25 protein-coding genes are annotated in these 23,461 nt (G+C 66.6%); 13 read left to right on the top strand and 12 right to left on the bottom strand.

The features are described from left to right. Positions 1-167: 167 nt before the first annotated feature. Positions 168-1,778 (top strand): chloride channel protein, encoded by a 1,611-nt coding sequence (locus KUV49_RS14965; RefSeq protein ID WP_261391227.1) that lies wholly within the window; start codon positions 168-170, stop codon positions 1,776-1,778. A 61-nt stretch (positions 1,779-1,839) separates the two neighbouring features. Here KUV49_RS14965 and KUV49_RS14960 read toward each other — a convergent pair whose 3' ends face one another. Further along, positions 1,840-3,060, bottom strand: a complete 1,221-nt coding sequence (locus KUV49_RS14960; protein WP_222450637.1) for a lytic transglycosylase domain-containing protein — start codon at positions 3,058-3,060, stop codon at positions 1,840-1,842. A 155-nt stretch (positions 3,061-3,215) separates the two neighbouring features. After that, complete coding sequence (cobS, locus tag KUV49_RS14955) at positions 3,216-4,202, bottom strand: cobaltochelatase subunit CobS (RefSeq protein ID WP_057789947.1); 987 nt, start codon at positions 4,200-4,202, stop codon at positions 3,216-3,218. 141 nt (positions 4,203-4,343) lie between these two features. Between cobS and KUV49_RS14950 the strand changes: the two genes are divergently transcribed. The 4 genes from KUV49_RS14950 to msrB all read left to right on the top strand — a co-directional run bounded on the left by KUV49_RS14950 (position 4,344) and on the right by msrB (position 6,788). Beyond that, a complete protein-coding gene (locus KUV49_RS14950; protein WP_152492876.1) occupies positions 4,344-4,892 on the top strand; it encodes a sigma-70 family RNA polymerase sigma factor in 549 nt (182 codons plus the stop codon). Then, on the top strand, positions 4,889-5,584 hold the full coding sequence (locus KUV49_RS14945) for an anti-sigma factor domain-containing protein (RefSeq protein ID WP_222450636.1): 696 nt from the start codon (positions 4,889-4,891) through the stop codon (positions 5,582-5,584). Before KUV49_RS14950 ends, KUV49_RS14945 begins: the two co-directional genes overlap by 4 nt. Positions 5,585-5,689: 105 nt before the next feature. Beyond that, positions 5,690-6,244 (top strand): fasciclin domain-containing protein, encoded by a 555-nt coding sequence (locus KUV49_RS14940; RefSeq protein WP_222450635.1) that lies wholly within the window; start codon positions 5,690-5,692, stop codon positions 6,242-6,244. 73 nt (positions 6,245-6,317) lie between these two features. After that, positions 6,318-6,788: a peptide-methionine (R)-S-oxide reductase MsrB gene (gene msrB / locus KUV49_RS14935; RefSeq protein WP_222450634.1), complete on the top strand. Its 471-nt coding sequence runs from the start codon at positions 6,318-6,320 to the stop codon at positions 6,786-6,788. 79 nt (positions 6,789-6,867) lie between these two features. On the opposite strand, the gene KUV49_RS14930 is transcribed toward msrB, so the two are convergent. From KUV49_RS14930 to moaA, 5 genes are all read right to left on the bottom strand, one after another. Beyond that, on the bottom strand, positions 6,868-7,491 hold the full coding sequence (locus KUV49_RS14930; RefSeq protein WP_222450633.1) for a J domain-containing protein: 624 nt from the start codon (positions 7,489-7,491) through the stop codon (positions 6,868-6,870). 106 nt (positions 7,492-7,597) lie between these two features. Then, positions 7,598-8,011: a DUF4177 domain-containing protein gene (locus KUV49_RS14925; RefSeq protein WP_261391226.1), complete on the bottom strand. Its 414-nt coding sequence runs from the start codon at positions 8,009-8,011 to the stop codon at positions 7,598-7,600. A gap of 79 nt (positions 8,012-8,090) precedes the next feature. Beyond that, positions 8,091-9,131 (bottom strand): glycosyltransferase family 4 protein, encoded by a 1,041-nt coding sequence (locus KUV49_RS14920; protein ID WP_222450632.1) that lies wholly within the window; start codon positions 9,129-9,131, stop codon positions 8,091-8,093. Between the two features lie 34 nt (positions 9,132-9,165). Then, the gene (locus KUV49_RS14915) at positions 9,166-10,452 is read right to left on the bottom strand and encodes a 3-deoxy-D-manno-octulosonic acid transferase (protein ID WP_222450631.1); all 1,287 of its coding nucleotides are present in this window, start codon (positions 10,450-10,452) and stop codon (positions 9,166-9,168) included. Then, positions 10,452-11,459: a GTP 3',8-cyclase MoaA gene (gene moaA, locus KUV49_RS14910; protein WP_222450630.1), complete on the bottom strand. Its 1,008-nt coding sequence runs from the start codon at positions 11,457-11,459 to the stop codon at positions 10,452-10,454. Before moaA ends, KUV49_RS14915 begins: the two co-directional genes overlap by 1 nt. 86 nt (positions 11,460-11,545) lie before the next feature. Between moaA and KUV49_RS14905 the strand changes: the two genes are divergently transcribed. Further along, positions 11,546-12,043, top strand: a complete 498-nt coding sequence (locus tag KUV49_RS14905) for a hypothetical protein (protein ID WP_261391225.1) — start codon at positions 11,546-11,548, stop codon at positions 12,041-12,043. Positions 12,044-12,045: 2 nt separating this feature from the next. Here KUV49_RS14905 and KUV49_RS14900 read toward each other — a convergent pair whose 3' ends face one another. From KUV49_RS14900 to glmU, 3 genes are read right to left on the bottom strand one after another with little or no spacing between them, the layout of a single operon-like run. Beyond that, the gene (locus tag KUV49_RS14900; protein ID WP_222450629.1) at positions 12,046-12,720 is read right to left on the bottom strand and encodes a DNA alkylation repair protein; all 675 of its coding nucleotides are present in this window, start codon (positions 12,718-12,720) and stop codon (positions 12,046-12,048) included. Beyond that, on the bottom strand, positions 12,717-14,540 hold the full coding sequence (gene glmS / locus KUV49_RS14895) for a glutamine--fructose-6-phosphate transaminase (isomerizing) (protein WP_222450628.1): 1,824 nt from the start codon (positions 14,538-14,540) through the stop codon (positions 12,717-12,719). The genes KUV49_RS14900 and glmS overlap by 4 nt, the downstream gene beginning before the upstream one ends. After that, positions 14,540-15,895: a bifunctional UDP-N-acetylglucosamine diphosphorylase/glucosamine-1-phosphate N-acetyltransferase GlmU gene (gene glmU, locus KUV49_RS14890; RefSeq protein ID WP_222450627.1), complete on the bottom strand. Its 1,356-nt coding sequence runs from the start codon at positions 15,893-15,895 to the stop codon at positions 14,540-14,542. Before glmU ends, glmS begins: the two co-directional genes overlap by 1 nt. Before the next feature lie 147 nt (positions 15,896-16,042). On the opposite strand from glmU, the gene KUV49_RS14885 reads away from it, so the two are divergent. Together KUV49_RS14885 and KUV49_RS14880 are read left to right on the top strand one after the other, a co-directional pair. Next, entirely contained in the window at positions 16,043-16,720 is a 678-nt protein-coding gene (locus KUV49_RS14885; RefSeq protein WP_222450626.1) for an HAD-IA family hydrolase, read from the top strand. A gap of 75 nt (positions 16,721-16,795) precedes the next feature. Continuing rightward, positions 16,796-17,995 (top strand): DegT/DnrJ/EryC1/StrS family aminotransferase, encoded by a 1,200-nt coding sequence (locus KUV49_RS14880; RefSeq protein WP_222450625.1) that lies wholly within the window; start codon positions 16,796-16,798, stop codon positions 17,993-17,995. Between the two features lie 172 nt (positions 17,996-18,167). Here KUV49_RS14880 and KUV49_RS14875 read toward each other — a convergent pair whose 3' ends face one another. Next, on the bottom strand, positions 18,168-18,635 hold the full coding sequence (locus tag KUV49_RS14875) for a CreA family protein (protein ID WP_222450624.1): 468 nt from the start codon (positions 18,633-18,635) through the stop codon (positions 18,168-18,170). Beyond that, complete coding sequence (locus KUV49_RS14870; RefSeq protein ID WP_222450623.1) at positions 18,635-19,105, bottom strand: pyridoxamine 5'-phosphate oxidase family protein; 471 nt, start codon at positions 19,103-19,105, stop codon at positions 18,635-18,637. Before KUV49_RS14870 ends, KUV49_RS14875 begins: the two co-directional genes overlap by 1 nt. Before the next feature lie 147 nt (positions 19,106-19,252). Here KUV49_RS14870 and KUV49_RS14865 point away from each other — a divergent pair, with 147 nt between their 5' ends. The 5 genes from KUV49_RS14865 to KUV49_RS14845 all read left to right on the top strand — a co-directional run bounded on the left by KUV49_RS14865 (position 19,253) and on the right by KUV49_RS14845 (position 23,386). Then, the gene (locus KUV49_RS14865) at positions 19,253-20,416 is read left to right on the top strand and encodes an isovaleryl-CoA dehydrogenase (protein WP_222450622.1); all 1,164 of its coding nucleotides are present in this window, start codon (positions 19,253-19,255) and stop codon (positions 20,414-20,416) included. Between the two features lie 4 nt (positions 20,417-20,420). Then, positions 20,421-20,729 carry a hypothetical protein gene (locus KUV49_RS14860; RefSeq protein WP_222450621.1) on the top strand — a complete coding sequence of 103 codons (309 nt, stop codon included), beginning with the start codon at positions 20,421-20,423 and terminating at the stop codon, positions 20,727-20,729. 70 nt (positions 20,730-20,799) lie between these two features. After that, positions 20,800-22,299 carry an AMP-binding protein gene (locus tag KUV49_RS14855; RefSeq protein ID WP_222451020.1) on the top strand — a complete coding sequence of 500 codons (1,500 nt, stop codon included), beginning with the start codon at positions 20,800-20,802 and terminating at the stop codon, positions 22,297-22,299. Then, on the top strand, positions 22,296-22,784 hold the full coding sequence (locus tag KUV49_RS14850; protein WP_222450620.1) for a lysozyme inhibitor LprI family protein: 489 nt from the start codon (positions 22,296-22,298) through the stop codon (positions 22,782-22,784). Before KUV49_RS14855 ends, KUV49_RS14850 begins: the two co-directional genes overlap by 4 nt. A 29-nt stretch (positions 22,785-22,813) precedes the next feature. Further along, positions 22,814-23,386, top strand: a complete 573-nt coding sequence (locus KUV49_RS14845; RefSeq protein ID WP_222450619.1) for a hypothetical protein — start codon at positions 22,814-22,816, stop codon at positions 23,384-23,386. Positions 23,387-23,461: the final 75 nt, after the last annotated feature.

Raw genomic sequence — 23,461 nt, 5'->3', positions numbered from 1 at the left:
AAACCGCACCCTAAGCGATGCGGTTCCGACAGGGAAGCGCCCTGCGTCACAAGACCGGAGGTGAAGTGGTGAGCGAGGGCGAAAGAGCACAGGACAGGGCCGGAACGGGCCGTTTGCGGCGCGGATCGGTGCGCGCGCGCAGGGTCAGCCAGAATGCGTGGCGCCTTATGCGCGAAAAAGGACCCAGCCAATTCCAGTTCTGGTTGATCGCGCTTGGCATCGGGATCGCCGCCGGCTTTGCCGCGCTGTTCTTTCGCAAGGGAATCAACGGGCTGCAACTGCTGCTTTACGGCTCCGAAGATCCGTCGCTGATGCACAGCTGGGTGTCCACGCTGCCCTGGTACTGGGTTCTGGTGATCCCGGTGGGCGGGGGGCTGGTGGTGGGCGCGCTCCTGCACCGCTACACACCCGATGGCCGTGCGCGGTCGGTGGCCGACGTGATCGAGGGCGCGGCGCTGAACGAGGGCCGGGTCGAGACGCGGGCCGGCGTGGCCTCGGCGCTGGCGTCGCTGATCACGCTGGGCACGGGCGGCTCGTCGGGGCGAGAGGGGCCGGTGGTGCACATGGCCGGCGTGATCTCGACCTGGGTCAGCAACCGGATCAATGCCAACGGGATCACCGGCCGCGACCTTCTGGGCTGTGCCGTGGCGGCAGCGGTGTCGGCGTCGTTCAACGCGCCGATCGCGGGCGCGCTTTTCGCGCTGGAGGTGGTGCTGCGTCATTTCGCGCTGCATGCCTTTGCGCCCATCGTCATCGCGTCGGTGGCGGGCACGGTGATCAACCGGCTGGAGTTCGGCGACGTGACCGAGTTCGCGCTGCCCGTGGCCAGCATGCTGGAATTCTATGTCGAACTGCCCGCCTTCCTGATCCTGGGACTGCTGTGCGGGGTGGTGGCCTTTGCGCTGATGCGGGGAATCTTCTTTGCCGAGGGCTTTGCCGACCGGGTGCAGGCACGCACGGGTCTGCCGCGTTGGCTGCGCCCCGGGGTGGCGGGGCTGATGCTGGGCATTCTGGCGATCGGGTTTCCGCATATCATCGGCGTGGGGTACGAGACCACCTCGAAGGCGCTGACCGGCAAGCTTCTGTGGAACGAGGCGGTGGTGTTCTGCATCCTCAAGGTCGTCGCCGTGGCGATCACCATCGGCGGACGCATGGGCGGCGGGGTGTTTTCGCCCTCGCTGATGGTCGGCGCGCTGACCGGGCTGGCCTTTGGCCTGGTGGCCACGGCACTCTTGCCGCAATGGTCGGGCGCGCCGACGCTTTATGCGCTGGCCGGGATGGGGGCGGTTGCGGCGGCGGTTCTGGGCGCGCCCATATCCACCACGCTGATCGTGTTCGAATTGACGGGCGACTGGCAGACCGGGCTGGCGGTGATGGTGGCGGTGTCGATGTCCACCGCGCTGGCGTCAAAGCTGGTGCGGCACTCGTTCTTCCTGACCCAGCTGGAGCGTCGGGGGGTGCGGCTGGCGGCCGGGCCCCATGCGTACCTGCTGACCATGTACCGTGCCGCGCGGGTGATGCGCGAGACCGGCGCCGAGCGAAGCGCCAGCGAGGACGCGTGCTGGGAGCTGATCGAGGACGGGGTTTATATCGACGCCAATGCGACGCTGGACGTGGCGATGCCGATCTTCGAGCGCACCGGCGTCGCGTTCATCCCAGTGGTGACCCTGACGGGCGAGGATTCCAAGCCCGAATTGCAGGGGGCGCTGTTCCATGTCGATGCGCTGAAGGCCTATAACCGCGCGCTGACGGCGGTGTCGGCGGAAGAGCATAGCTGAGCGGCGGGGCCGGAATTTTTGAAAAATTCCGGGCAAGAATTTTCGAAAATTCTTGGGGCGCCTAGCGGACCAGCTGCGCCTTCATGCTCGGTTCGGGGAAACACGTGGCGGCGCGGCCCGTCGCCTCTTGCCAGCGTCCGATGGAGCGGCGGGTCTTGAAGCCGGGCAACCCGTCGGCGCCGCCCACGTCGTGGCCCATACCTTCCAAGCTGCGTTGCATGGCGGCGATGTCGGAGCGGTACATCTTGCCCACCGCGCCCCAGGGGGCGGAGAAATTGCCGACGCCGTACTGGATGCGGTCGCCGACATGGCCCACGTAGAGCGCGTAGAGGTCGGACATGTTGTAGTCCTTGAGCACGTAGAAATTGGGCGTGACCACGAAGGCCGGGCCGTTGCGCCCGGCGGGCATCATCAGGAAACCCTCGCCGCTGCGTTCGTGGTCGGGGAAGGGGCGGTTTGAGACACGCGTGATGCCCATCGCTTCCCATTCGGAAATTGGGCGGCCCTGGTCGGGGCCTTCGAGCGCGCAGGAGACGGAGGCCGGCACGGTGACCTCGAACCCCCAGTCGCGCCCTGGGACCCAGCCGTGGCGGGCGAGGTAATTGGCGATGGAGGCCAGCGTGTCGGGCACCGAGCCCCAGATATCGGCGCGCCCGTCGCCATCGCCGTCGGCGGCGTATTGCAGGAAGCTCGACGGCATGAATTGCGGCTGGCCGAGCGCGCCCGCCCAAGAGCTGCGCAGGGGACCGCTGGCGTGGCCGGCTTCGGCGATTTGCAGGGCGGCGATGAGTTCCTCGCGGAAATAGGGAGCGCGCGTGGCCATGAAGCCCTTGGTGCCAAGGACCGCGAACACGTTGTGCGGGATCTTGGCGCGTCCATAGGCGCTTTCGCGGCCCCAGATGCCCAGCAGGATACGGCCCGGAACGCCGGTCTGTTTCTCGATCCGGGCGAGGGTGGTGGCGTGGCGGCGGGCAAGATCGCGGCCGATGGCGGCGTCGCCGGATACGCCGCGGAAATAGCGGCCCGGGGCGCCGAATTCGGACTGGGTCTGGCGTTTGGGCGTTGTGGCCTTCGATCCCGGGGGGACGAGGTCGGGCAGGTCCCAGTTGAGGCGCACGCCGCTGAAGGACCTGTCGAAGGTGGCGCGGGAGACGCCCTGGGCGCTTGCGGCGGGCCAGATGTCCTGTTCGAGCCAGCTGCGGAACTGCTGTTCGATTGCGGCGCGGTCTTGCGCCGAGGCGGGCAGGGCGAGGGTCAAGAGCAGGAGAGCGAGGCGGATCATGGGAATGACGGTTTCATATCGTCCATCCAGGCGCAAGATGCGGGGGCAGGCGGGATGAAATCCCGCCCTACACAGGGAGATAACGTATCCCGGACTTGATCCGGGATCTCGTTGCGAGAGATCCTCGGATCAAGTCCGAGGATGACGGATGCGCGTTAACCCAGGCTGACGCTCGCCGCACTCTCGGGCAGTTCCTCGTCGAAGCAGCGCTGGTAGAATTCGGCCACGGTCTGACGCTCCAGCTCGTCGCACTTGTTGAGGAACGTGAGGCGGAAAGCATAGCCGACGTCGCGGAAGATGCGGCTGTTCTGGGCCCAGTTGATCACCGTCCGGGGGCTCATGACCGTGGACAAATCGCCGTTCATGAAGGCGGTGCGGGTGAGGTCGGCGACGGTGACCATCTGGCTGATCGTCTTGCGTCCCGCCTCGGTGTTCATCTGGGGGGTCTTGGCGATGACGATGGCGGTCTCGGCGTCGTGGCTGAGGTAGTTCAGCGTGGCGACGAGCGACCAGCGGTCCATCTGCGCCTGGTTGATCTGCTGCACACCGTGGTAGAGGCCCGTGGTGTCGCCCAGGCCGACGGTGTTGGCCGTGGCGAAGAGGCGGAAGCAGGGGTGGGGCGTGATGATCTCGTTCTGGTCCAGAAGCGTCAGCTTGCCGTCATGTTCCAGCACGCGCTGGATGACGAACATCACGTCGGCGCGGCCCGCGTCGTATTCGTCGAAGACGATGGCGACGGGGTTGCGCAACGCCCAGGGCAGGATGCCCTCGTGGAACTCGGTCACCTGCACGCCTTCGCGCAGCTTGATCGCGTCCTTGCCGATCAGGTCGATCCGGCTGATGTGGCTGTCGAGGTTGACGCGCACGGCGGGCCAGTTGAGGCGCGCGGCGACCTGTTCGATATGGGTCGACTTGCCGGTGCCGTGATAGCCCTGGATCATGACGCGGCGATTGTGGGAAAACCCGGCGAGGATCGCCAGCGTCGTGTCGGGGTCGAACTTGTAGGTCGAGTCGATATCGGGCACGCGTTCCGTCTTGTCGGCGAAGCCCTTGATGACCATGTCGGTGTCGATCCCGAAAACATCGCGGACCGAAAGTTCCTCGGTCGGTTTCATGTCGTGATCCATGTTCCCGTCGGCCATCTGCCTTGTCCTTCAATCGTCGCTTTTTCGTTCGCCCTTCCGTGCAACATATCGCCGGGAAGGGCAAGGGAAAGGGAAAGAATTACTGGCACTCGCCATGTGCCTGCCCTAGGTTTTGGTTTCGAAAGGGATGCGCGTTCCATGAAAGACCTCGACGCTATTGAACACCTTATCGGTCGGTGCGCCCTGAAGGACAGGAACGCGTTTTCCGATCTTTATTCCGCGACATCGGCGAAACTATTCGGCGTGATCCTGCGTGTGTTGAATAACCGGGCCGAAGCCGAGGAGGTGTTGCAGGAGGTCTACGTGAAGATCTGGCGCAATGCCGACCGCTACAGCACGGGCGGGTTCAGTCCGATGACGTGGCTGATCACGATCGCGCGGAACGCGGCCATCGACATGCTGCGCAAGCGCAAGGGGACGGGCGAGCAGATGCCGGAGGGACTGGCCGAAGCGATGCCCGATTCCGCACCGGGGCCGGAGGCGCAAGCCGTGCAGGCGTCGGAGCGGGAAAGGTTGGACGGGTGCTTTGACGAGCTGGAAGCCGACCGCGCCGAGGCCGTGCGCGGGGCGTATCTGGACGGAGAGACCTATGCCGATCTGGCGGCGCGGTTTGACGTGCCGCTGAACACGATGCGAACCTGGCTGCGCCGCAGCCTGCTGAAACTGAGGGAGTGCCTGTCGCGATGAGCGAGGTGCCGGAAAAAGACGACGACGTGGTCCTGGCGGGTGAATACGCGCTGGGTCTGCTGTCGGCTGCGGAGGCCGCGGCCTTCGAGGCGCGTCTTGGCGCCGAGCCCGCGTTGCGCGCGCTTTACGTGCAGTGGGCCGAGGATTTCGCCGTTCTGGCCGAGGACATCCCCGAAGAGGCCCCGCCGGCACGGGTGAAGGCGGCGCTGGACCGCCGCCTGTTCGCCGAGGAGCGCCCGGCGCGGCGCGGCCTGTTCGAGCGGTTTGGTCTTGCGGGGCTGGCGGCGGCGGCGCTTGTCGTCGGGCTGTTCTTCGTGGTGGGTCTGCCCGGGACGGGCGTGCAGCCGCCCGAGAACCCGGTTTACCATGCCGATCTGCGAGCCGAGGGCGAGGAAGATATCATCCTGGCGGCGGGCTATGACGCGACCACGCAAGAGATGTATGTCGAGCGGCGCGGGATGCAGGACCGGCCCGAGCGCGATATCGAGATGTGGCTGATCGCCGGGGACAACCCGCCGGTGTCGCTGGGCGTGTTGCCGGAAAACGAGCGCATCCGCCTGCCGATGACGCCGGAGCAGATCGAGGTGTTGCAGGGTGCGACACTGGCGATTTCGGACGAGCCCGAGGGCGGCTCGCCCACCGGGGCGCCCACGGGCGACATCCTGGCCACGGGCCCGCTTGAAGACGTCTGAAAAAATTCCCTGAATAGCTGAAACTTTCGGCGGGCGCCTCCCGTGGTTGCGTATGAGTTGGGCATCAACGCCTTGCTTGTGTGTATAGAGTTAGGGAGTAGAGATATGTTTAACCTGAAATCCATGACCGCCGCCGCAGCCCTCGCAGCAACTGCGAGTGTTGCCCATGCCGACAATCCGATGGTCGGCGGCGCGGCGATGTATGCCGACAAGACCATTGTCGAGAATGCCGTGAACTCGGCCGATCACACGACGCTGGTGACCGCCGTGAAGGCCGCGGGCCTTGTCGATACGCTGTCGGGCGACGGTCCGTTCACAGTGTTCGCACCGACCAACGCCGCCTTTGGCGAGCTGCGCGAAGGCGCGGTCGAGGCGCTGCTGCAGCCGGCGGCCAAGAAGCAGCTGACCGAGATCCTGACCTGCCACGTGGTGTCGGCCGACGCGATGTCCACGGCGATCAAGGGCATGGTGGACGATGACGGTGGCGCGCACATGGTGCCGACCGTGGGCGGATGCATGCTGAAAGCCACCTATAACGGCGACAAGATCATGCTGGAAGACGAGCGTGGCCGCGTGGCCAACGTGACGATCGCCGATGTCGAGCAGTCGAACGGCGTGATCCACGTGATCGACACGGTGATGCTGCCGGCCAAGCAGTAACACCCGCGACAACCGCGGAACGGGGGGCACGTGCCCCCCGTTTCACCCCCGAGACGAAATGCAGGAGGTCAACATGCAGAGACGCGATTTCATTCTCTCCGCCCTGTGGGGTGGCACCATCCTGACCGCGATGCCGGGTCTTGCCGCATCGGGCTCGTTCGAGGTGACGCGCAGCGAGCAGGAATGGCGGGCCATGCTCACGGACCTGGAATACGAGGTCATGCGTGAAGAGGCGACCGAACGGGCCTTTTCCAGCCCGCTGCACAAGCTTTACGAGCCGGGCATCTACCACTGCCGCGGCTGCGACCTGCCGCTTTATTCGTCCGAGACCAAGTACGACAGCAAGACCGGCTGGCCCAGTTTCTGGAAGGCAATGGACAATGCCATCGGGACCAAGCCGGATCATTCGCTTTTCGCGACGCGGACCGAGTGCCACTGCCGCCGCTGCGGCAGCCATCTTGGACATATTTTCGACGACGGGCCACGGCCCACGGGCAAACGTCATTGCCTGAACGGCGTCAGCCTGACATTCCGCGCCGCCTGATTTCCGGGTCCGATCGCGCACCGGGTGGTTTCAGGGCCCGGAACGGTACGAGTGACCCGGTGCGCTTTATGTCATCAGCCTACTTGAAGTTGCGGCTCTGCTTGATCTGGTCCCAGGCCCAGACGACCTGTTGCAGCTGTTCTTCCTGGCTGCGGTCGCCGCCGTTGATGTCGGGGTGCAGCACCTTGATCAGCGCCTTGTAGGCCTTGCGGATATCGGCCTTGGAGGCGTATTCATTCGCGTCCAGGATCTCGATCGCGCGGCGCTCGGTGGGGGGCAGCTTGCGCTGGCCGCCGCGGTTCTTGCCGGGGTTCTGCGTGGCGTTGCCGCCCAGCACCTGGTGCGGGTCCTCGATGCCCAGCCGCGCCCAGGCGCGCGCCTCGGGATCGTTGAACGCCTTGGTCTTGCGCTCCCACACCTTGTCCGACGACATCTGGGCGTTCATCTCGGCCTCTGTGGTGCCGTCGAAAAAGTTCCACTTGGTGTTGTACTCGCGGACGTGGTCCTTGCAGAACCAGTAGAAGTCGTCGAGCACATCGGGCGCCTTGGGCGCGCGGTACTTGCCGGGCTCGTTGCAGCCCTCGTGGTCGCAGACGCGGGTCGAGGTTTCGGATGCGCCGGACATACCCCGCCGACCGCGCGGATTCTTCTTTTTCGCGGACGATACGGACATGTCGAAACCAAACGGATCGGATTTAGCCATTGGCATTCCCTTTGCGACTCGAGGCCAAGAGTTTATGTGATTGCGCGGCAAATTGAAGAGCAAAGATCGGGAAAAAACCGCGCGGTCCCGAACTTGTTTTCAAGGCTCAGTCCCGGGGCGGCAGATCGGGACGCGGCGTGCCGTCGTCCTCTGTGCCATCCGCGTCGTCATCCGGGGTATCGTCCTGATTATCCTCGATTTCGTCCGCCTCGGCGGCGGTTTCAAGCGCTTCCTCCTCGTGGTCGTCCCAGGGCAGGGGCGGCGGGCTGTCGACGCCTTCCAGTTCCAGCGGGCGGCGGAAGACCAGCATGGAGCGATAGACCGTCTGCGACGAGGTCAGGCCCTGGCGTTCCTCGCTGGGCAGGATGTCGGCGCGCAGGTATTCCCAGCCCTCGAGCGCCAGTTCGTTGATCGCCGTCTCGAGCCCGTGGGCGAACCGGCCTTCGGCACCCTTGATGCCCGGACCCTTGCGGCCCTTGGCGGGAGCGGGAATGACCTTGTACTCGTATTTCTGGATCACGGGGTGCACCTCTCAAAATTGGCAGGACATCGTAACGTCCCCATGCGTGGGTGCAACATCAAACCGCACGCGGTGGCGGTCAGGCGCCGGACCAGAGATCCTCGTAGACGCGGGCGATGGTTTCGGCCTCGGTCCTGACGCTGAAATGGGTGCAGGCGATGTCGCGGGCGGCGCGGGACATGGCGGCGTGGCGGTCGGGGTCCGACAGGATGGAGGCCAGCGCGTCAGCGGCGTTGCCCGGCTCGTCGGGGACGATCAGGCCGGTCTGGCCCTGGCTGGAAAAGCTGCGGTAATAGCCGGTGTCGGTCGCCACGAAGGGGACGCCCGAGGCCATGCCTTCGAGCGGGGTCATGCCGTAGCCTTCGTAGCGGGGCAGTTGCACCACGGCGGAGAGGGACCGGGTGAGGGCGGGCAGGGCGTCGGGCGCGACCTCGCCGGGGAAAATGATGCGGTCGGTGAGGCCGGCGGCGGCAATCTGTGCCTTGAGCCTGTCGAGGAAAGGCTGGTCGGATTTGGCCGCGCGGCCGATGACGAGGGCGGTCAGGCCGGGGTGGTCGGGCAGAAGCCGCAGCATGGCGGCGACGAAACGGTCGGTGCCTTTCTCGGGGCGGATGCGGCCGATGGTGGCCACGCCGCGGGTGCCGGGATAGCCGGTGGCGGCCCAGGCCGCGGCGCGGTCCGGGGCGGGCGTGAAACGATCGGTGTCGACGCCGTGGGGGGCGACGGCGCGGACGTGGGGGACGAAACCGGCGGCGGCCTCGGTCGTGGCGATGACGGCGTCCATGCGCGAAATCAGCCAGCGGGGGAAGGTCGAGTGCCGACGGATCGCGGCGGAGGTGAAGACGATGCGGATGGGCCGGCGCAGCACGTCGCGCACCCAGAGGGCCGCGCGCATTTCGGGGTTGCGGCGGACGTGCCAGATGGTGAAGGCGCGGCCCGGTGGTGGCGTTCTGGACAGGGCGCTGGCCTGCGCCCTGGTGATCGGCTTGGGGCAGCCGGGCAGGGGGTGGCCTGCAAGCGCGAGGTCGTATTGGTCGACCTGGCAGCGCACCACGCTGGCGGCGGTCGAGGAGACGCCGGTGAAGTTGCGGTTGAAATTGGTGACGATCAGGTCCGGCACGCGGGTCGGCTTTCCTTGGGGCTCGGGGAAGGTGCTAGCCCAGGCCGAGCGCGTTGGAAAGAGTGGCGGCGAAGTCTTCGAGGACACCCGCCTGTGTGGCGGCGAAGGCGCGGGTGCGGTCGCGCAGGGCGTCGAGCGCGGCGGGGTCGTCGAGATAGGTGGTGAGCTTGGCGCTCAGGTCATCCGCATCGGCCACCTCGATGCAGGCGTTCTCGGCCTGCATCTGGGCGTAGGCCTCGGCGAAGTTGGCGTAGCGGGGCCCGTGCAGTACGGCGGAGCCGGCATGGGCGGGCTCGAACGGGTTGTGGCCTCCGACGTCGGAAAAACTGCCGCAGACGCAGGTGAGCGGGCTGAGCGCGTACCAGAGGCCCATCTCGCCCAAGGTGTCGGCAAGGTAGACGCGGGTCTGCCCGGTGATGGTCATGCCGGTGGAGCGGCGGGCGCCCTCGAAGCGGTGCTCGGCGATCAGGCGCTCGATATCGTGGGCGCGTTCGGGGTGGCGCGGCACGAGGATCAGGAGCGCGTCGGCATTGCCGCCGGTCATGGCACGGTGGGCTTTCAGGACCACCTCGTCCTCGCCTGGATGTGTGGAGGCGGCGAGCCAGACCGGGCGGCCGGCGATGAGGCTCTGCATCCGGTGCAGCTCGTCCCGGTCGAAGGGGAGCGGGCCGGCGACGGATTTGAGATTGAGGCCGGGTTCGGCCTGCGCAAGGCCGAGGTCGCGGAGGTGGTGCGCGGTGCGGTCGTCCTGGCAATGGATCAGGCGGAAATGGTCCATGAGGTGCCGCGCGGTGCGGGGGAACCGCTTCCAATTGCGGGCGGAGGTGTCGGAGATACGGGCGTTGACCAGTGCCAGCGGGACGCCCGCGGCATGGGTCAGGCGCAGCATCTGGGGCCACAGCTCGCTTTCGACGAAGACCGCCGCAGAGGGGCGCCAATGGTCGAGAAAACGGGTGACGACGCGGCGCGAATCCAGCGGTGCGAACTGGTGCGTGGTGCGCGGCGGCAGGCGTTTGCCGACGATCTGGGCCGAGGTGGCGGTGCCGGAGGTTATCAGGAAGGACAGGTCGGGATGCGTCTGGCCCAGATGCTCGATCAGGCGCAGGACCGACAGGCTTTCGCCGACCGAGGCGGCGTGGAACCACATCAGGTCGCCGTCGGGGCGCGGTGCGGTGGCATGGCCCTGCCGTTCGGGGAGGCGGTTCGCCGGAATGCCCTGCCGGGCAAGGTTCTCGGATACGCGTTTGTAGGCCAGGCGCTCAAGCAGGTTTGCCGCCACGCCGTAGAGGCGCACGGGCAGGGGCGCGGCAGTGTGGGGCATCAGCCGCCGGTGTGGCTCATGTGGCGGGACATGCGCCCGTCCACTGTCTGACGGGAATAGTCGAAATCGTGGCCCTTGGGCTTGCGGGTGATGGCCTCGCGGATTGCAGCCTCGAGCGGGGCGTCATCATTCGGCGAGTTGCGCAGGGGTGCGCGCAGGTCGGCCATGTCTTCCTGGCCGAGGCACATGTAAAGCTCGCCGGTGCAGGTCAGGCGCACGCGGTTGCAGCTTTCGCAGAAATTATGGGTCAGCGGCGTGATGAAGCCGATCTTCTGGCCGGTTTCTTCCAGCCGCACGTAACGGGCGGGGCCGCCGGTGCGCTCGGTCAGTTCGGTCAGGGTGTATTGCTCTGCCAGCGTCCGGCGCAGGTCGGAGAGTTTCCAATACTGGTCCAGCCGGTCCTCGTTGCCGATATCGCCCATCGGCATCACCTCGATGAAGGTGAGGTCCATGTCGCGGGACTTGCACCATTCGACGATGTCGAAAAGCTCGTCCTCGTTGAAACCCTTGAGAGCGACGACGTTGATCTTGACGCGCAGCCCGGCGGCTTGCGCGGCGTCGATGCCCTTGAGCACCTGCGGCAGGCGGCCCCAGCGGGTGATGTCGGCGAATTTCTTCTCATCAAGCGTGTCGAGCGACACGTTCACGCGGCGGACACCCGCAGCATAGAGGTCTTCGCTGAAGCGGGCGAGCTGCGAGCCGTTGGTGGTCAGCGTCAGTTCCTTGAGGTCGCCGCTGTCGAGATGCCGCTTCATGCCGTGAAAGAAATGCATGATGTTGCGCCGCACCAGCGGTTCGCCGCCGGTGATCCGCAGCTTTTCCACGCCCAGGCGCACGAAGGTCGAGCACATGCGGTCCAGCTCTTCCAGCGTCAGAAGTTCCTTCTTGGGCAGGAAGGTCATGTTCTCCGACATGCAGTAGACGCAGCGGAAATCGCAGCGGTCTGTGACGGAGACGCGCAGGTAGGAGATCGCGCGCTGGAATGGGTCTATCAAAGGTGCGGTCATGGGGCAGAACGTATGCAACCCGCCGATAAACGGCAAGGGGCATCTTGGCAATTGAAGCCCGGGCGCAAGGGCCATAAGGTGACCGTATGAAACGATTTGTCTGCCTTGTCGCCTGTACGTTCGGCCTGTCGGCCTGTGATATGTTGCCCACCATGCAGCAGCAGGCACCGCCGCCCGATCCCGCGCCCGAGAGCGCCGAAGCCGGGGCGGAGGCGCAGACCGCGGGCATCGCGCCGCCATCCAATGCGCGCACGGCCGACGAGTTCGACACCACCACGGAAGAAGAGCGTGCGGCAGCGGTACAATCTGCGCAGAGTGGCGGTGGCGACCGCGATCTTGGGATCACCGTCGCGTCGCTGGGGGCCGCGGCGGATCCGGGTATCTGGATGAAGACGCCGCTGGTCGACAGCCCCGGCAAGGGTCGGGTGGAATACCCCGCGAAGGGCACGACCGTGGCGGTGGACCTCATTCCGCTGGACGCCGAGCCGGGCTCGGGCAGCCAGTTGTCGCTGGCGGCGATGCGGCTCTTGGAGGCGGACCTGACGGGGCTGCCCGAAGTGCGGGTCTTCGCGACAGGCGGCTGAGTTTACAGGAACTTCTCGGCTTCCTTGCGGGCGAATGGCTTCATGTTACGGCCGTTCTCGGCCATGAAGGCGCGGACGCGGTCCGGGTCATGCTTGGACAGGTCGCGCAGCCACCACGCCACGGATTTCTGGATGAACCACTCGGTGTCCTGCACGTAACCGGCGGCCCAGCCCAGCACGCGTTCGCGGGCTTCGGCCTCCGTCGGTTTGAGGTTGTTGATCTTGGCCAGAGGCAGGGTCACGACCATCGCGGCGCGGCGGATCCAGTGGCTGTCGGAGGCGGTCCAGGTCTCGATCTCGTTCATGCGCGAAAGATCGGCCATGAGACGCTTCTGGCCCGCCATCATGGCATGATCGGCGATGGCCCAGCTGTCGAGATCGGGCAGCCACGAGGTGATCAGCGCCCAGACCGCGTCGTCGGGCGTGATCCGGGCCTGGGTCAGCAGCTTGGCGGCCGCGAGGCGGGCCTCGAAGATGTTGGTGCGCCAGAGCGCGTCGGCCAGCGCCACACGCTCCTCGACGCCGAGCGCGCGGCGCCATTCGGTCGTCAGGTCGTTGATCGCCGGGTTGGGCACGCCGAGATAGTCGCGCGGGACCTTGTGATAGTCCGCCATACCCTGCGCCCGGCCCGGTTCGGCCTGGGCGCGCAGCTGTTCCAGCGCGTCCTCGGGCGTCATTCCACGGTCACGGACTTGGCGAGGTTACGCGGCTGGTCCACGTCGGTGCCCTTGGCGACGGCGGTGTGATAGGCCAGAAGCTGCGCCGGGACGGCATAGAGGATGGGCGACAGGACCGGGTCCACCTGCGGCAGGACCAGCGTCATCCAGGTGTCGTCGGAGGCGGCGGCGGCGCCGGGGGCGTCGGTGATCAGCATCACCTTGCCGCCGCGGGCCATGACCTCCTGCATGTTGGACACGGTCTTGTCGAAGAGCCCGTCGCGCGGGGCCATGACGATGACCGGCATCTTTTCGTCAATCAGCGCGATGGGGCCGTGCTTCAACTCGCCGGACGCATAAGCCTCGGCGTGGATATAGCTGATTTCCTTGAGTTTCAGCGCGCCTTCCAGGGCCAGCGGGTACATCATGCCGCGTCCCAGGAAGAGCGCGCTCTGGGCGCTCGACAGCTGGTATGCGGCCTTGCGGAAGTCCTCGTTCAGTTCCAGCGTGTTGTTGATGGTCGAGGGCAGGCCGCGCAGGTGGGACAGCAAGTCCGAAAGGCGCGCGGGATCTATCGCTTCTCGATCGGACGCGGCCTTGAGCGCCATCAGCAAGAGCACGGTCAGCTGGCAGGTGAAGGCCTTGGTGGAGGCGACACCGATCTCGACCCCGGCATGGATCGGCAGGGCGAGGTCGCTTTCGCGGGCGATGGAGCTTTCGGGAACGTTGATGATCGACAGGATCTTGGCCGCGCGGCCCTCGCAGTAGCGCAGGGCGGCAAGGGTGTCGGCGGTTTCGCCCGACTGGCTGACGAAGATGGCGGCGGTCCTGGCGGGAACGGGAGGCTCGCGGTAGCGGAACTCGGACGCGATATCGACGTCGACGGGCAGGCCGGCCAGTTGCTCGAACCAGTATTTCGCCGTGAGACAGGCGTAATAGGCGGTGCCGCAGGCGACCAGCGTCAGGCGGTCGTATTGGGTGAAATCCATTTCCGGCTGGGGCAGGGTCAGGCCGCCCCCGGCCTCGGACAGGTAGTGGCGCAGGGTGTCGCCGATCACGCTGGGCTGTTCTGCGATTTCCTTGGCCATGAAGTGCTTGTGCCCGCCCTTGTCGACATGGGTGCTGTCGATCGCGATGGTGCGGACGGCGCGGTTGGCGCGGTTGCCATGGGCGTCGATGATGTCGAGCGTGGTGCGGGTGACGACGGCGATGTCGCCCTCCTCGAGATAGGTGATCCGGTCGGTGAGGGGGGCGAGCGCGATGGCGTCGGAGCCCACATACATCTCGCCGTCGCCGTGGCCGATGGCCAGCGGGCTGCCCTTGCGGGCGGCGACGATCAGGTCGTCCTCGCCATCGAACAGGAACCCGAGCGCATAGGCGCCTTCCAGCCGCGCGATGGCGGATTTGGCGGCCTCGACGGGGGACTGGCCCTGCTGCATCAGGTGATGGACCAGCATGGCGACGGTCTCGGTGTCGGTGTCGGTCTCGTGCGCGAGGCCCGCGTCGGCCAGTTCGCTGCGCAGGTCGCGGAAGTTCTCGATGATGCCGTTATGCACCACCGCCACCGGCCCTGCCTTGTGCGGGTGGGCGTTGACGGTGCTGGGCGCGCCGTGGGTGGCCCAGCGGGTGTGGCCGATGCCGGACTTGCCGCGCAGGGGCTCGTGCACCAGCAGGTCCGACAGGTTCACCAGCTTGCCGACGGCGCGGCGGCGGTCGAGCTGCTTGCCGTTGATCGTGGCGATCCCGGCGCTGTCATAGCCGCGATATTCAAGACGTTTGAGCGCCTCGACGAGGATGGGCGCGGCTTCGTGCTTGCCGAGGACCCCTACAATTCCACACATTATCCTGCCTCTTTCGCTTGCTTGGCCCGTCTGGACTTTAGCATTTCGAACAATTTGCGCGCCATGCCCGGTTTGTTGGTCTGTGGGCTGCGGGCGATGGCGAGCGCGCCGTCGGGCACGTCGCTGGTGATGACCGAGCCGGAGCCGGTCATCGACTCGTCGCCCAGTTTGACCGGGGCCACCAGCATGGTGTTGGAGCCCACGAAGACCCGCGCGCCGATCTCGGTGCGGTGCTTCATCACGCCGTCATAGTTGCAGGTGATGGTGCCCGCGCCGATATTGCTGGCCTCGCCCACCGAGGCGTCGCCGATATAGCTGAGGTGATTGACCTTGGCGCCTTCGCCAATGAGGGCGTTCTTGACCTCGACGAAATTGCCGATGCGGGTGTCCTCGGCCAGTTCCGCGCCGGGGCGCAGGCGGGCATAGGGGCCGACCACGGCGCCGCGCGAGACGTGGCAGCCTTCGAGATGGGAAAACGCCTTGATATGCGCGCCGGATTCGACGGTGACGCCGGGGCCGAAGACCACGTTGGGCTCGACGATGGTGTCGCGGCCCAGCACGGTGTCATAGGCGAAATGGACGGTCTCGGGGGCCGTGAGGGTGATGCCGTCGTCGAGCGCCGTGGCGCGGGCGCGGGCCTGGAAGGCGGCCTCGGCCGCGGCCAGTTCGGCGCGGGAGTTGATGCCCATGGTCTCGGCCTCGGGGCAGGCGATGGCGGTGGCGGAAAGGCCCCGGTCGCGGGCGATGGCGACGATGTCGGTGAGGTAGTATTCGCCCGCCGCGTTGTCGTTGGTGACGGCGCGGATGAGGTCGAAGAGCACCGGCGCGGCAGCGGCGATGACGCCGGAATTGCAGAAGGTGATGGCGCGGGTGGTCTCGTCCGCGTCCTTGAATTCGACAATCTTTTCAAGCGTGTCGCCGGACATCACCAGCCGGCCGTAGCGACCGGGATCGGCGGCCTCGAAGCCCAGCACGACGACATCATGCTGGGCCCGGGCCTCGACCATGCGGCCGAGCGTGTCCTCGGAAATGAAAGGTGTATCGCCGTAGAGCACGATGGCGTCGCCCTCGTAGCCGGCAAGCGCGGCCTCGGCCTGGGCCACGGCGTGGCCGGTGCCGTCCTGTGTGGCCTGGTGGACGGTCAGGATGTCGGGGTCGTGGTCCTGCGCCGCCGCCTCGACCGCCCTAGACCCGTGGCCGGTGACCACGACCGTCCGGTCGGGCGTGAGGGTCGCGCCGGCCCGCAGGGCATGGACCAGCATCGGCGCGCCGGCGATCTGGTGCAGCACCTTGGGCAGGTCGGAATTCATGCGGGTGCCCTGGCCCGCGGCCAGAACGATCAGGCTTATGCTCATAGGGTTTCTCTTTCCTTCCTGACCTGCCCGTTTTATCCGGTTGCGCAAGCCGTGCAAGGCTGGGCCGTATCAAAGATGATTGCGGGATGTGACAGGCACGGGCGGAAATGTGCTGAGCGTTGCACAATGACAAGAGGGGAATGCGGTATGGGTGATCGGCCGGGCACGGTGGTCTTCGATCTGGACGGGACGCTGGCGGACACGAGCGGGGACCTTATCGCCGCCGCCAATGCCTGTTTCCGGGGGATGGGCGAGGGCGATCTGCTGGACCCGGTGGCGGATGCCGGGACGGCGCTGCGCGGCGGGCGGGCGATGCTGACGCTTGGGATGACGCGGCTGGGGCGGGCGGATGATTTTGCCGAGATCGACCGGCAATATCCAATCCTTCTGGAGGCTTACGGCGAGGCCATCGACACGCACACGGTGTTCTATCCCGGTGCGATGGAGGCGGTGGAGACCCTGCGGCTGGCCGGGCATCCGGTGGCGATCTGCACCAACAAGCCCGAAAAGCTGGCGCTGCAATTGATGACCGCGTTGGGCGTTCTGGACAAGTTTGGCGCGCTGGTGGGGGCCGATACGCTGGCCGTGCGCAAGCCCGACCCCGAGCCGCTGCGCGAGGTGGTGCGGCGGGTGGGCGGCGACCCGGGCCGCTGCCTGCTGGTGGGCGACACGGTAACGGACCGCGAGACGTCGCGCGCGGCGGGGGTGCCGTCGGTTCTGGTGACGTTCGGGCCGGGCGACGAGGATGTGCGGGCGCTGGAGCCGGAGGCCACGATCGACCATTTCGACGAGCTTCAGGGCGTGGTGCAGAGGCTATTCGGCTGAAACCCGGTTTCGGGAAAGCGAAACGCTGCGCGCATGGCCGTTGACCTGTGCCGCGCCGGGCCGCAATAAAGGCCCATGAGCGAGATATTCACACGCAGTTTCACCCAGCAGGAGCCGATCCCCGAGGAGGGGATTCGCGCCGCGATGGAGGTGATGCAGAGCGGGCGGCTGCATCGCTATAACCTGTCGCCCGGAGAAGTGGGCGAGGTGGGCCTGCTGGAGCAGGAATTCGCCGCCTACACGGGCGCGAAATACGCGCTGGCCGTCGCCTCTGGCGGCTATGCGATGGCCACGGCACTGCGGGCGCTGGACGTGCAGCCTGGCGAAAAGGTGTTAACGAATGCTTTCACCCTCGCGCCGGTGCCGGGGGCGATTGCCAGTGTCGGTGCGGTGCCGGTGTTCGTCGGCGTGACCGAGAGTCTGACCATCGACCTTGAAGATCTGGTTAACAAGGCGGGTGAGGCACGCATCCTGATGCTGAGCCACATGCGCGGGCACCTGTGCGACATGGACCGGCTGGTGGAGATCGCGAGCGACCACGGGCTGACCATAATCGAGGATTGCGCCCACACGATGGGGGCGGCGTGGAACGGGGTGCCGTCGGGGCGGCACGGGTTGATCGGCTGCTATTCGACGCAGACCTACAAGCACATGAATTCGGGCGAGGGCGGCCTGCTGGTGACGGACGACCCAAGCGTCATGGCGAAGGCGGCGATCCTGTCGGGGTCCTACATGCTCTATGGCCGGCACGGGACGGTGCCGCCGGAAGAGGAATTCGAGAAGATCAAGTACCAGACGCCCAATGTCTCGGGGCGGATGGATCACCTGCGCGCGGCGATTTTACGCCCGCAACTCAAGGCGTTGGACGCGCAATGCGCCAAGTGGAACGCGCGCTACCGGGTGGTCGAGGACGGCCTGCGCGGCACGCCCGGCCTGAGGGTGGTGGAGCGGCCCGAGGCGGAAACATACGTCGGCTCGTCGATCCAGTTCCTTCTGCTGGACTGGAGCAACGGGGCCATTGCCGAGGTGGTCGAACGGTGCGGGAAACGCGGCGTCGAGCTGAAGTGGTTCGGGGGCGCCGAGCCGGTGGGGTTCACCAGCCGCTATGACAGCTGGCGCTATGCGCCGAGCGTGCCGATGCCCGCCAGCGACCGGGTGCTGAAAGGCATCCTGGACATGCGCCTGCCGTTGACCTTCACGCTGGAGGATTGCGCCCTGATCGCGCGGATCATCCGAGCGGAAGTGGGCGCGGTACAGCAGGCCGGATCGACCTGAGACACCGGGGTTAACGGCGAATCCGGGGCCGAAATGGCACGTCGGTATCGCGTCGGTATCCGGGTGGCATCGCGTCGGTGCGATTTTTCGCAACCTGTCCGGTTAATGGAGCGTGCGGCGGTTAACGGACCGCACGCGCCAAAACCCCTGCTGTCTGCCGCGTTTCGGCGGGTCAGTCGTTGGGCGTTTCGTCGGGAATCGGGACCGAGGAGATCGAGACCTTGGCCGAGCCTTGCGACAGTTCGCGCCCGTGCGAGATGTAGACCAGCGTGTTGCGGTCGGCGTCAAAGATGCGCTTCACGCGCAGCGTCTTGAAGATGATCGAGCGGCTGGCGCGAAACACGTCCTCGCCATCCTCGGAGCGGTCGATGTCGCCCAGGGTGATCGGGCCGGTCTGCTGGCATTCGATGGCACTGTTGGAGGGATCCTCGAACCAGTTGCCATTGGCCAGCCGGTCGATGAAGCCGCGCTCGAAATAGGCCAGGTGGCAGGTGACGCCCTGCACCTCGGGATCCTCGATCGCCTCGACGATGATGTCGTTGCCGGCCCAGTCGACGCCGATCTCGCCCACCTGCTCGGCGCGGGCGGGCGAGACCATGAGAGCCGCCAGCGCGGCGGCCCCGAAACATGCGCGGCGCATCAGAACGTGACCGTGCCGTGTTCGCCCACGTCGGGCGTGTCGTTGCTGATCGAGGCGCGGGCGAACTCGAAAAGCGACTTGGCGTCGCCATCGGTGGCCCAGACGGCCGCCTTCTTGGGGCGCATCGACACGAGGACGATGTCGTCGTCCTGGCGGCCCTCGTCGAACCAGACGGCGGCCATGGGCGACCAGATCTCGTCGAGCTTGGCCTCGCTGGTCTCGACCGACAGCGCGCCGTCGATATCGGCGTAGAGATGCGCGCTGGGGCAGGCGGCGATGAACTTGCAGGTCTCGCCCTTGGCCGCCGCATCGGCGATGTCGGTGCCCTTGGCGGTGATGAACCAGATGGCGTTGTCGTCATCCGTGATGGTGGGCACCATGGGGCGCGGCGGGGCGCTGGCGGTGGACAACATGCCGGCCTGCAGCTTGTCGAGGCGCTTCCACAAGGTCTCTCTCAGATCATCGGACATTGGATGACTCCTTTGTTATGCTGATGGTGTCTGGGGGCCAACCCGTGGTGCGCGGAATCGGTTCCGGCGCGGTGCGCGGGATTGACGGGGTGGCAGGGCAGGCCTATAAATGAACAAGCGTTCAATAAATGCCGGGAGGGGTGAGGAATGTTCGACGCGGTGATGAAGTTCGACCTGGGCGAAGACGTTCATGCCCTGCGCGAGATGGTGCATCGCTGGGCGCAGGAGCGGGTCAAGCCGCTGGCCGCCGAGATCGACCGGACGAATGAATTTCCCTCCGAGCTGTGGACCGAGATGGGCGAGCTGGGCCTGTTGGGAATCACCGTGCCCGAGGAGCATGGCGGCGTGGGCATGGGGTACCTTGCGCATGTGGTCGCGGTGGAGGAGGTGGCGCGGGCCTCGGCCAGTGTGTCGCTGAGCTATGGCGCGCATTCCAACCTGTGCGTGAACCAGATCAAGCTGAACGGATCGGACGCGCAGCGGGCGAAGTACCTGCCGGGATTGATTTCGGGCGAGCATGTCGGCGCGTTGGCCATGTCAGAGGCGGGCGCGGGCAGCGACGTGGTGTCGATGAGCCTGCGGGCGGAAAAGCGCAACGATCACTATCGCCTCAATGGCAACAAGTACTGGATCACCAACGGGCCGGATGCCGATACGCTGGTGGTCTATGCCAAGACCGAGCCCGAGGCGGGCGCCAAGGGAATCACCGCGTTCCTGATCGAGAAGGCGATGACGGGGTTCACGACCAGCGCGCATTTCGACAAGCTGGGGATGCGCGGGTCGAACACCGCCGAGCTGATCTTCGAGGACGTGGAGGTGCCGTTCGACAATGTGCTGGGCGAGGAAGGCAAGGGCGTGAAGGTGCTGATGTCGGGCCTGGATTACGAGCGCGTGGTGCTGGCGGGGATCGGGCTGGGGATCATGGCGGCGTGTCTCGATGAGATCATGCCCTACATGGCCGAGCGCAAGCAGTTCGGCCAGCCGATCGGGAATTTCCAGCTGATGCAGGGCAAGATTGCCGACATGTATACGGCGATGAACTCGGCCCGGGCCTATGTCTACGAAGTGGCCAAGGCCTGCGATAGGGGCGAGGTGACGCGGCAGGACGCGGCGGCGTGCTGTCTTTATGCGTCCGAGCAGGCGATGGTGCAGGCGCACCAGGCGGTGCAGGCGATGGGCGGTGCCGGGTTCCTGAACGATGCGGCGGTGGCGCGGATCTTCCGGGATGCCAAGCTGATGGAGATCGGGGCGGGCACGTCCGAGATCCGGCGGATGCTGATCGGGCGCGAGCTGATGGGGGCGATGGGGTAGCTCCATGCGGTTCGGGCGTGCTCCGTGGTTCTTCGTGCCGCTTCTGGCGCTGGTCTCCTTTGGCGCGGTCGTCGCGCTGTTGCTGGGCGGGCGGTCGGTGACCACGACCGAGACGGCGGTGATCGAGGCGGTGGCGGAGCGCTACGTGGCCGAGACCGGGGCCGCGCGGACCGATTGCCACGCGACGCCGGCGCAGTCGGCGGGGTTGTGGCTGGTGGTGACATGTGCGGGCGCGGAGGGCGGCCGGGTGGATTATTTCGTCGACCGATTCGGCGAGGTGGCCCACCGGGAAGAGGTGAAGGAAGGCGTGTAAGGTGCTGGAACAAAAAGACTACGAGGCGTTGAAGGGTGCGTTTTCCTGGGACCTTCCGGCGCGGCTGAACATGGCGGCGCAGGCCTGCGACGACTGGGCCGCGCGGGCGCCGGACCGCGTGGCGATCAAGGACCTGGCCGAGATGCACCGCGATCTGAGCTATGGCGACCTGCGCGACATGGCCGACCGGCTGGCGCATGTGCTGGTGGCGAAAGGCGTCGCGCGGGGCGACCGGGTGGGCGTGCTGCGCAGCCAGGGCGGCTGGTGCGCCGCGGCGCATATCGCGATCTGGAAGATCGGGGCCGTGTCGATCCCGCTGTTCAAACTGTTTCGCGAGGATGCGCTGACCAGCCGGGTGCGGGACGCGGGCGCGAAGATCGTGATCACCGACGCCGAAGGTGTTGAAATGCTTGCGCCTTTGGCGGAAGTCGAGGCGTTTGTGCCCGAGGATGCGGACCTGCCGGAACAGGGCCTGTTCGAGCCGGCGGAGACCGCGCCGGACGACCCCGCCGTGCTGATCTATACCAGCGGCACGACCGGCAGCCCCAAGGGTGCGTTGCATGGGCACCGGGTGCTGACCGGGCATCTGCCGGGGGTCGAGATGCCGCATGATTTCCTGGGCCAGCACGAGGGCGATTGCCTGTGGACGCCGGCCGACTGGGCCTGGATTGGTGGCCTGTTCAACATCCTGATGCCGGGGCTGGCGCTGGGCGTGCCGGTCGTGGCGGCACGCTTGCCGAAATTCAGCGTCGAGGAGTGCGTGAAGATCATCCGGCAGGGTGCTGTTCGGAATATATTCTTCCCGCCCACGGCGCTGCGGATGCTGAAGGCCGCCGACGAGCGCATCGAGGGCCTGCGCACGGTCGCCAGCGGCGGTGAGCCGCTGGGTGCGGAGATGCTGGACTGGGGGCGCAAGGCGTTCGGGCTGACGATCAACGAGTTTTACGGGCAGACCGAGTGCAACCTTGTGGCCTGTTCCTGCCAGAGTCTGTTTGACCCGAAACCGGGCTGCATCGGCAAGGTGGTGCCGGGGCACGAGGTGGCGGTTTTGAACCCGGACGGACAACCGACGGACGACGAGGGCGATGTCGCCGTAAAGCGCGGCTCGGCCAGCATGATGCTGGAATACTGGAACCGGCCCGAGCAGACCGCCGAAAAGTTCCGCGGCGACTGGATGCTGACCGGCGACCGGGGTGTTTGGGACGGGGAGTTCCTGCGCTTTGTCGGGCGCGAGGATGACGTGATCACCAGTTCCGGTTACCGGATCGGGCCGGCGGAAATCGAGGATTGCCTGCTGACCCATGACGCGGTGGCGACGGTGGGCGTGGTGGGCAAGCCCGACGCCCTGCGCACCGAGATCGTGAAGGCCTACGTGGTGGTGCGGGACGGCGTGACGGCGGATGACGCCCTGGCCGAGGCGTTGAAAACCCATGTGAAAGAACGGCTTGCGGGGTATTCCTATCCCAGGGAGGTGACGTTCCTGGATGCCTTGCCGATGACGGTGACGGGCAAGGTCATTCGCAAGGAGTTGAAGGCACGGGCCGTGGCGGAAACGGAGGATGACGGATGATCACGAGAGGGGTGGCGATAGTGGCGATTGCCGTGGCGGGGCTTTCGGGCGTGGCGCGGGCGCAGGAGGCAAGCGTGAACGAGAGCACGGTCGCGGCCTGTTTCGATGCGGCCCCGCGCGACGCCGGGGTGCCGGGCTGCGTGGGAGATGCCGCGAACCAGTGCCAGACGCAGCCGGGCGGCGGCTCGACCATCGGGATCGTGGCGTGCGTGCAGGCCGAGACAGCGGTGTGGGACAGGTTCCTGAACCGCGAATACAAGGCGACGCGGGCGCAGCTGGATAAGGCCGATACCGGCCAGCCGCCTGTTTCGGAAGCGCTTTTGGCGGCGCAGCGGGCCTGGATCGCCTATCGCGACGCCGAGTGCAACCTGGCCTTCGAGCGCAACCGGGGCGGCACGATCCGGTCGGTCGCGGCGGCGACCTGCCTGATGCGGATGACGGCGCAACGGTCGCTGGAACTGCGCGACATGCGCGGAGGGATGTAGCCGTGGCGGTGCTGCGGGACATTCTTGGCATGCTCGGAACCGTAGCCTGCGCGTGTCCTTGCGCGGCGCAGGACCCGCTGCCGGATTTCGCCACCTGCCTGCGGGGCGAGATCCTGCGCTATGAACAGGCGGTGACCGCCTTTGCACCGACCCCGGCTGAGACGGCGGGGTATCCGCTGGCCAATGTCGCCGGCGTGGAATTCTGCGGCACCGTGGGGATCGTGATCTGCGATCGGTCCGAGGAGCCTCTGGGCTGTCAGAAAGCGCTGGCGGTGGAGCAGGATATCTGGCGGGCGCGGGTTCTGACGGAGTTGCCGGAGCCGGAAGACGCGGAAGGCGCGGAGGAGGAAAAGCCTTTTGCGGACGTGCTTTACGCGCAATTGTTCCACCTCGCGCACGGGATGTCGGCGGGGCGCGATTGCGCCGGGCACAGCCCGCGAATGGAGATGTGGTGCCGGGCGCGCGAAGCCAACGGGCGGCTGCGCGCGGCGGTGATCGCGTGGCAGGTGGCGCGGCACGAGGGCAAGGTGGCCCCCGCCTTCGAGGCAGGCTGGATTGCGGCGCCGGACCCGGTGCGGCCGCGTGCGAGGCGGGAAGAATGATGCCGGACCTTGATGCCGCATACGAAAACGGGGCCGGCCCGAAGGCCCGCCCCGCCTGCTTCCCCGTCCCTCGGG

It is taken from the genome of Roseovarius atlanticus, assembly GCF_019802205.1.
GTDB classification, from domain to species: Bacteria; Pseudomonadota; Alphaproteobacteria; order Rhodobacterales; family Rhodobacteraceae; genus Roseovarius; species Roseovarius atlanticus_A.
The sequence above is the reverse complement of the archived record's forward strand: the minus strand, read 5'-3'. Positions and strand labels throughout refer to the sequence as shown.

Coding starts and splice junctions, on each gene's coding strand:
- KUV49_RS14965 (WP_261391227.1), top strand. CDS start 168: ATGCGCGAAAAAGGACCCAGCCAATTCCAGTTCTGGTTGATCGCGCTT.
- KUV49_RS14960 (WP_222450637.1), bottom strand. CDS start 3,060: ATGATCCGCCTCGCTCTCCTGCTCTTGACCCTCGCCCTGCCCGCCTCG.
- cobS (WP_057789947.1), bottom strand. CDS start 4,202: ATGGCCGACGGGAACATGGATCACGACATGAAACCGACCGAGGAACTT.
- KUV49_RS14950 (WP_152492876.1), top strand. CDS start 4,344: ATGAAAGACCTCGACGCTATTGAACACCTTATCGGTCGGTGCGCCCTG.
- KUV49_RS14945 (WP_222450636.1), top strand. CDS start 4,889: ATGAGCGAGGTGCCGGAAAAAGACGACGACGTGGTCCTGGCGGGTGAA.
- KUV49_RS14940 (WP_222450635.1), top strand. CDS start 5,690: ATGTTTAACCTGAAATCCATGACCGCCGCCGCAGCCCTCGCAGCAACT.
- msrB (WP_222450634.1), top strand. CDS start 6,318: ATGCAGAGACGCGATTTCATTCTCTCCGCCCTGTGGGGTGGCACCATC.
- KUV49_RS14930 (WP_222450633.1), bottom strand. CDS start 7,491: ATGGCTAAATCCGATCCGTTTGGTTTCGACATGTCCGTATCGTCCGCG.
- KUV49_RS14915 (WP_222450631.1), bottom strand. CDS start 10,452: ATGCCCCACACTGCCGCGCCCCTGCCCGTGCGCCTCTACGGCGTGGCG.
- moaA (WP_222450630.1), bottom strand. CDS start 11,459: ATGACCGCACCTTTGATAGACCCATTCCAGCGCGCGATCTCCTACCTG.
- KUV49_RS14905 (WP_261391225.1), top strand. CDS start 11,546: ATGAAACGATTTGTCTGCCTTGTCGCCTGTACGTTCGGCCTGTCGGCC.
- KUV49_RS14900 (WP_222450629.1), bottom strand. CDS start 12,720: ATGACGCCCGAGGACGCGCTGGAACAGCTGCGCGCCCAGGCCGAACCG.
- glmS (WP_222450628.1), bottom strand. CDS start 14,540: ATGTGTGGAATTGTAGGGGTCCTCGGCAAGCACGAAGCCGCGCCCATC.
- glmU (WP_222450627.1), bottom strand. CDS start 15,895: ATGAGCATAAGCCTGATCGTTCTGGCCGCGGGCCAGGGCACCCGCATG.
- KUV49_RS14885 (WP_222450626.1), top strand. CDS start 16,043: ATGGGTGATCGGCCGGGCACGGTGGTCTTCGATCTGGACGGGACGCTG.
- KUV49_RS14880 (WP_222450625.1), top strand. CDS start 16,796: ATGAGCGAGATATTCACACGCAGTTTCACCCAGCAGGAGCCGATCCCC.
- KUV49_RS14875 (WP_222450624.1), bottom strand. CDS start 18,635: ATGCGCCGCGCATGTTTCGGGGCCGCCGCGCTGGCGGCTCTCATGGTC.
- KUV49_RS14870 (WP_222450623.1), bottom strand. CDS start 19,105: ATGTCCGATGATCTGAGAGAGACCTTGTGGAAGCGCCTCGACAAGCTG.
- KUV49_RS14865 (WP_222450622.1), top strand. CDS start 19,253: ATGTTCGACGCGGTGATGAAGTTCGACCTGGGCGAAGACGTTCATGCC.
- KUV49_RS14860 (WP_222450621.1), top strand. CDS start 20,421: ATGCGGTTCGGGCGTGCTCCGTGGTTCTTCGTGCCGCTTCTGGCGCTG.
- KUV49_RS14855 (WP_222451020.1), top strand. CDS start 20,800: ATGGCGGCGCAGGCCTGCGACGACTGGGCCGCGCGGGCGCCGGACCGC.
- KUV49_RS14850 (WP_222450620.1), top strand. CDS start 22,296: ATGATCACGAGAGGGGTGGCGATAGTGGCGATTGCCGTGGCGGGGCTT.
- KUV49_RS14845 (WP_222450619.1), top strand. CDS start 22,814: ATGCTCGGAACCGTAGCCTGCGCGTGTCCTTGCGCGGCGCAGGACCCG.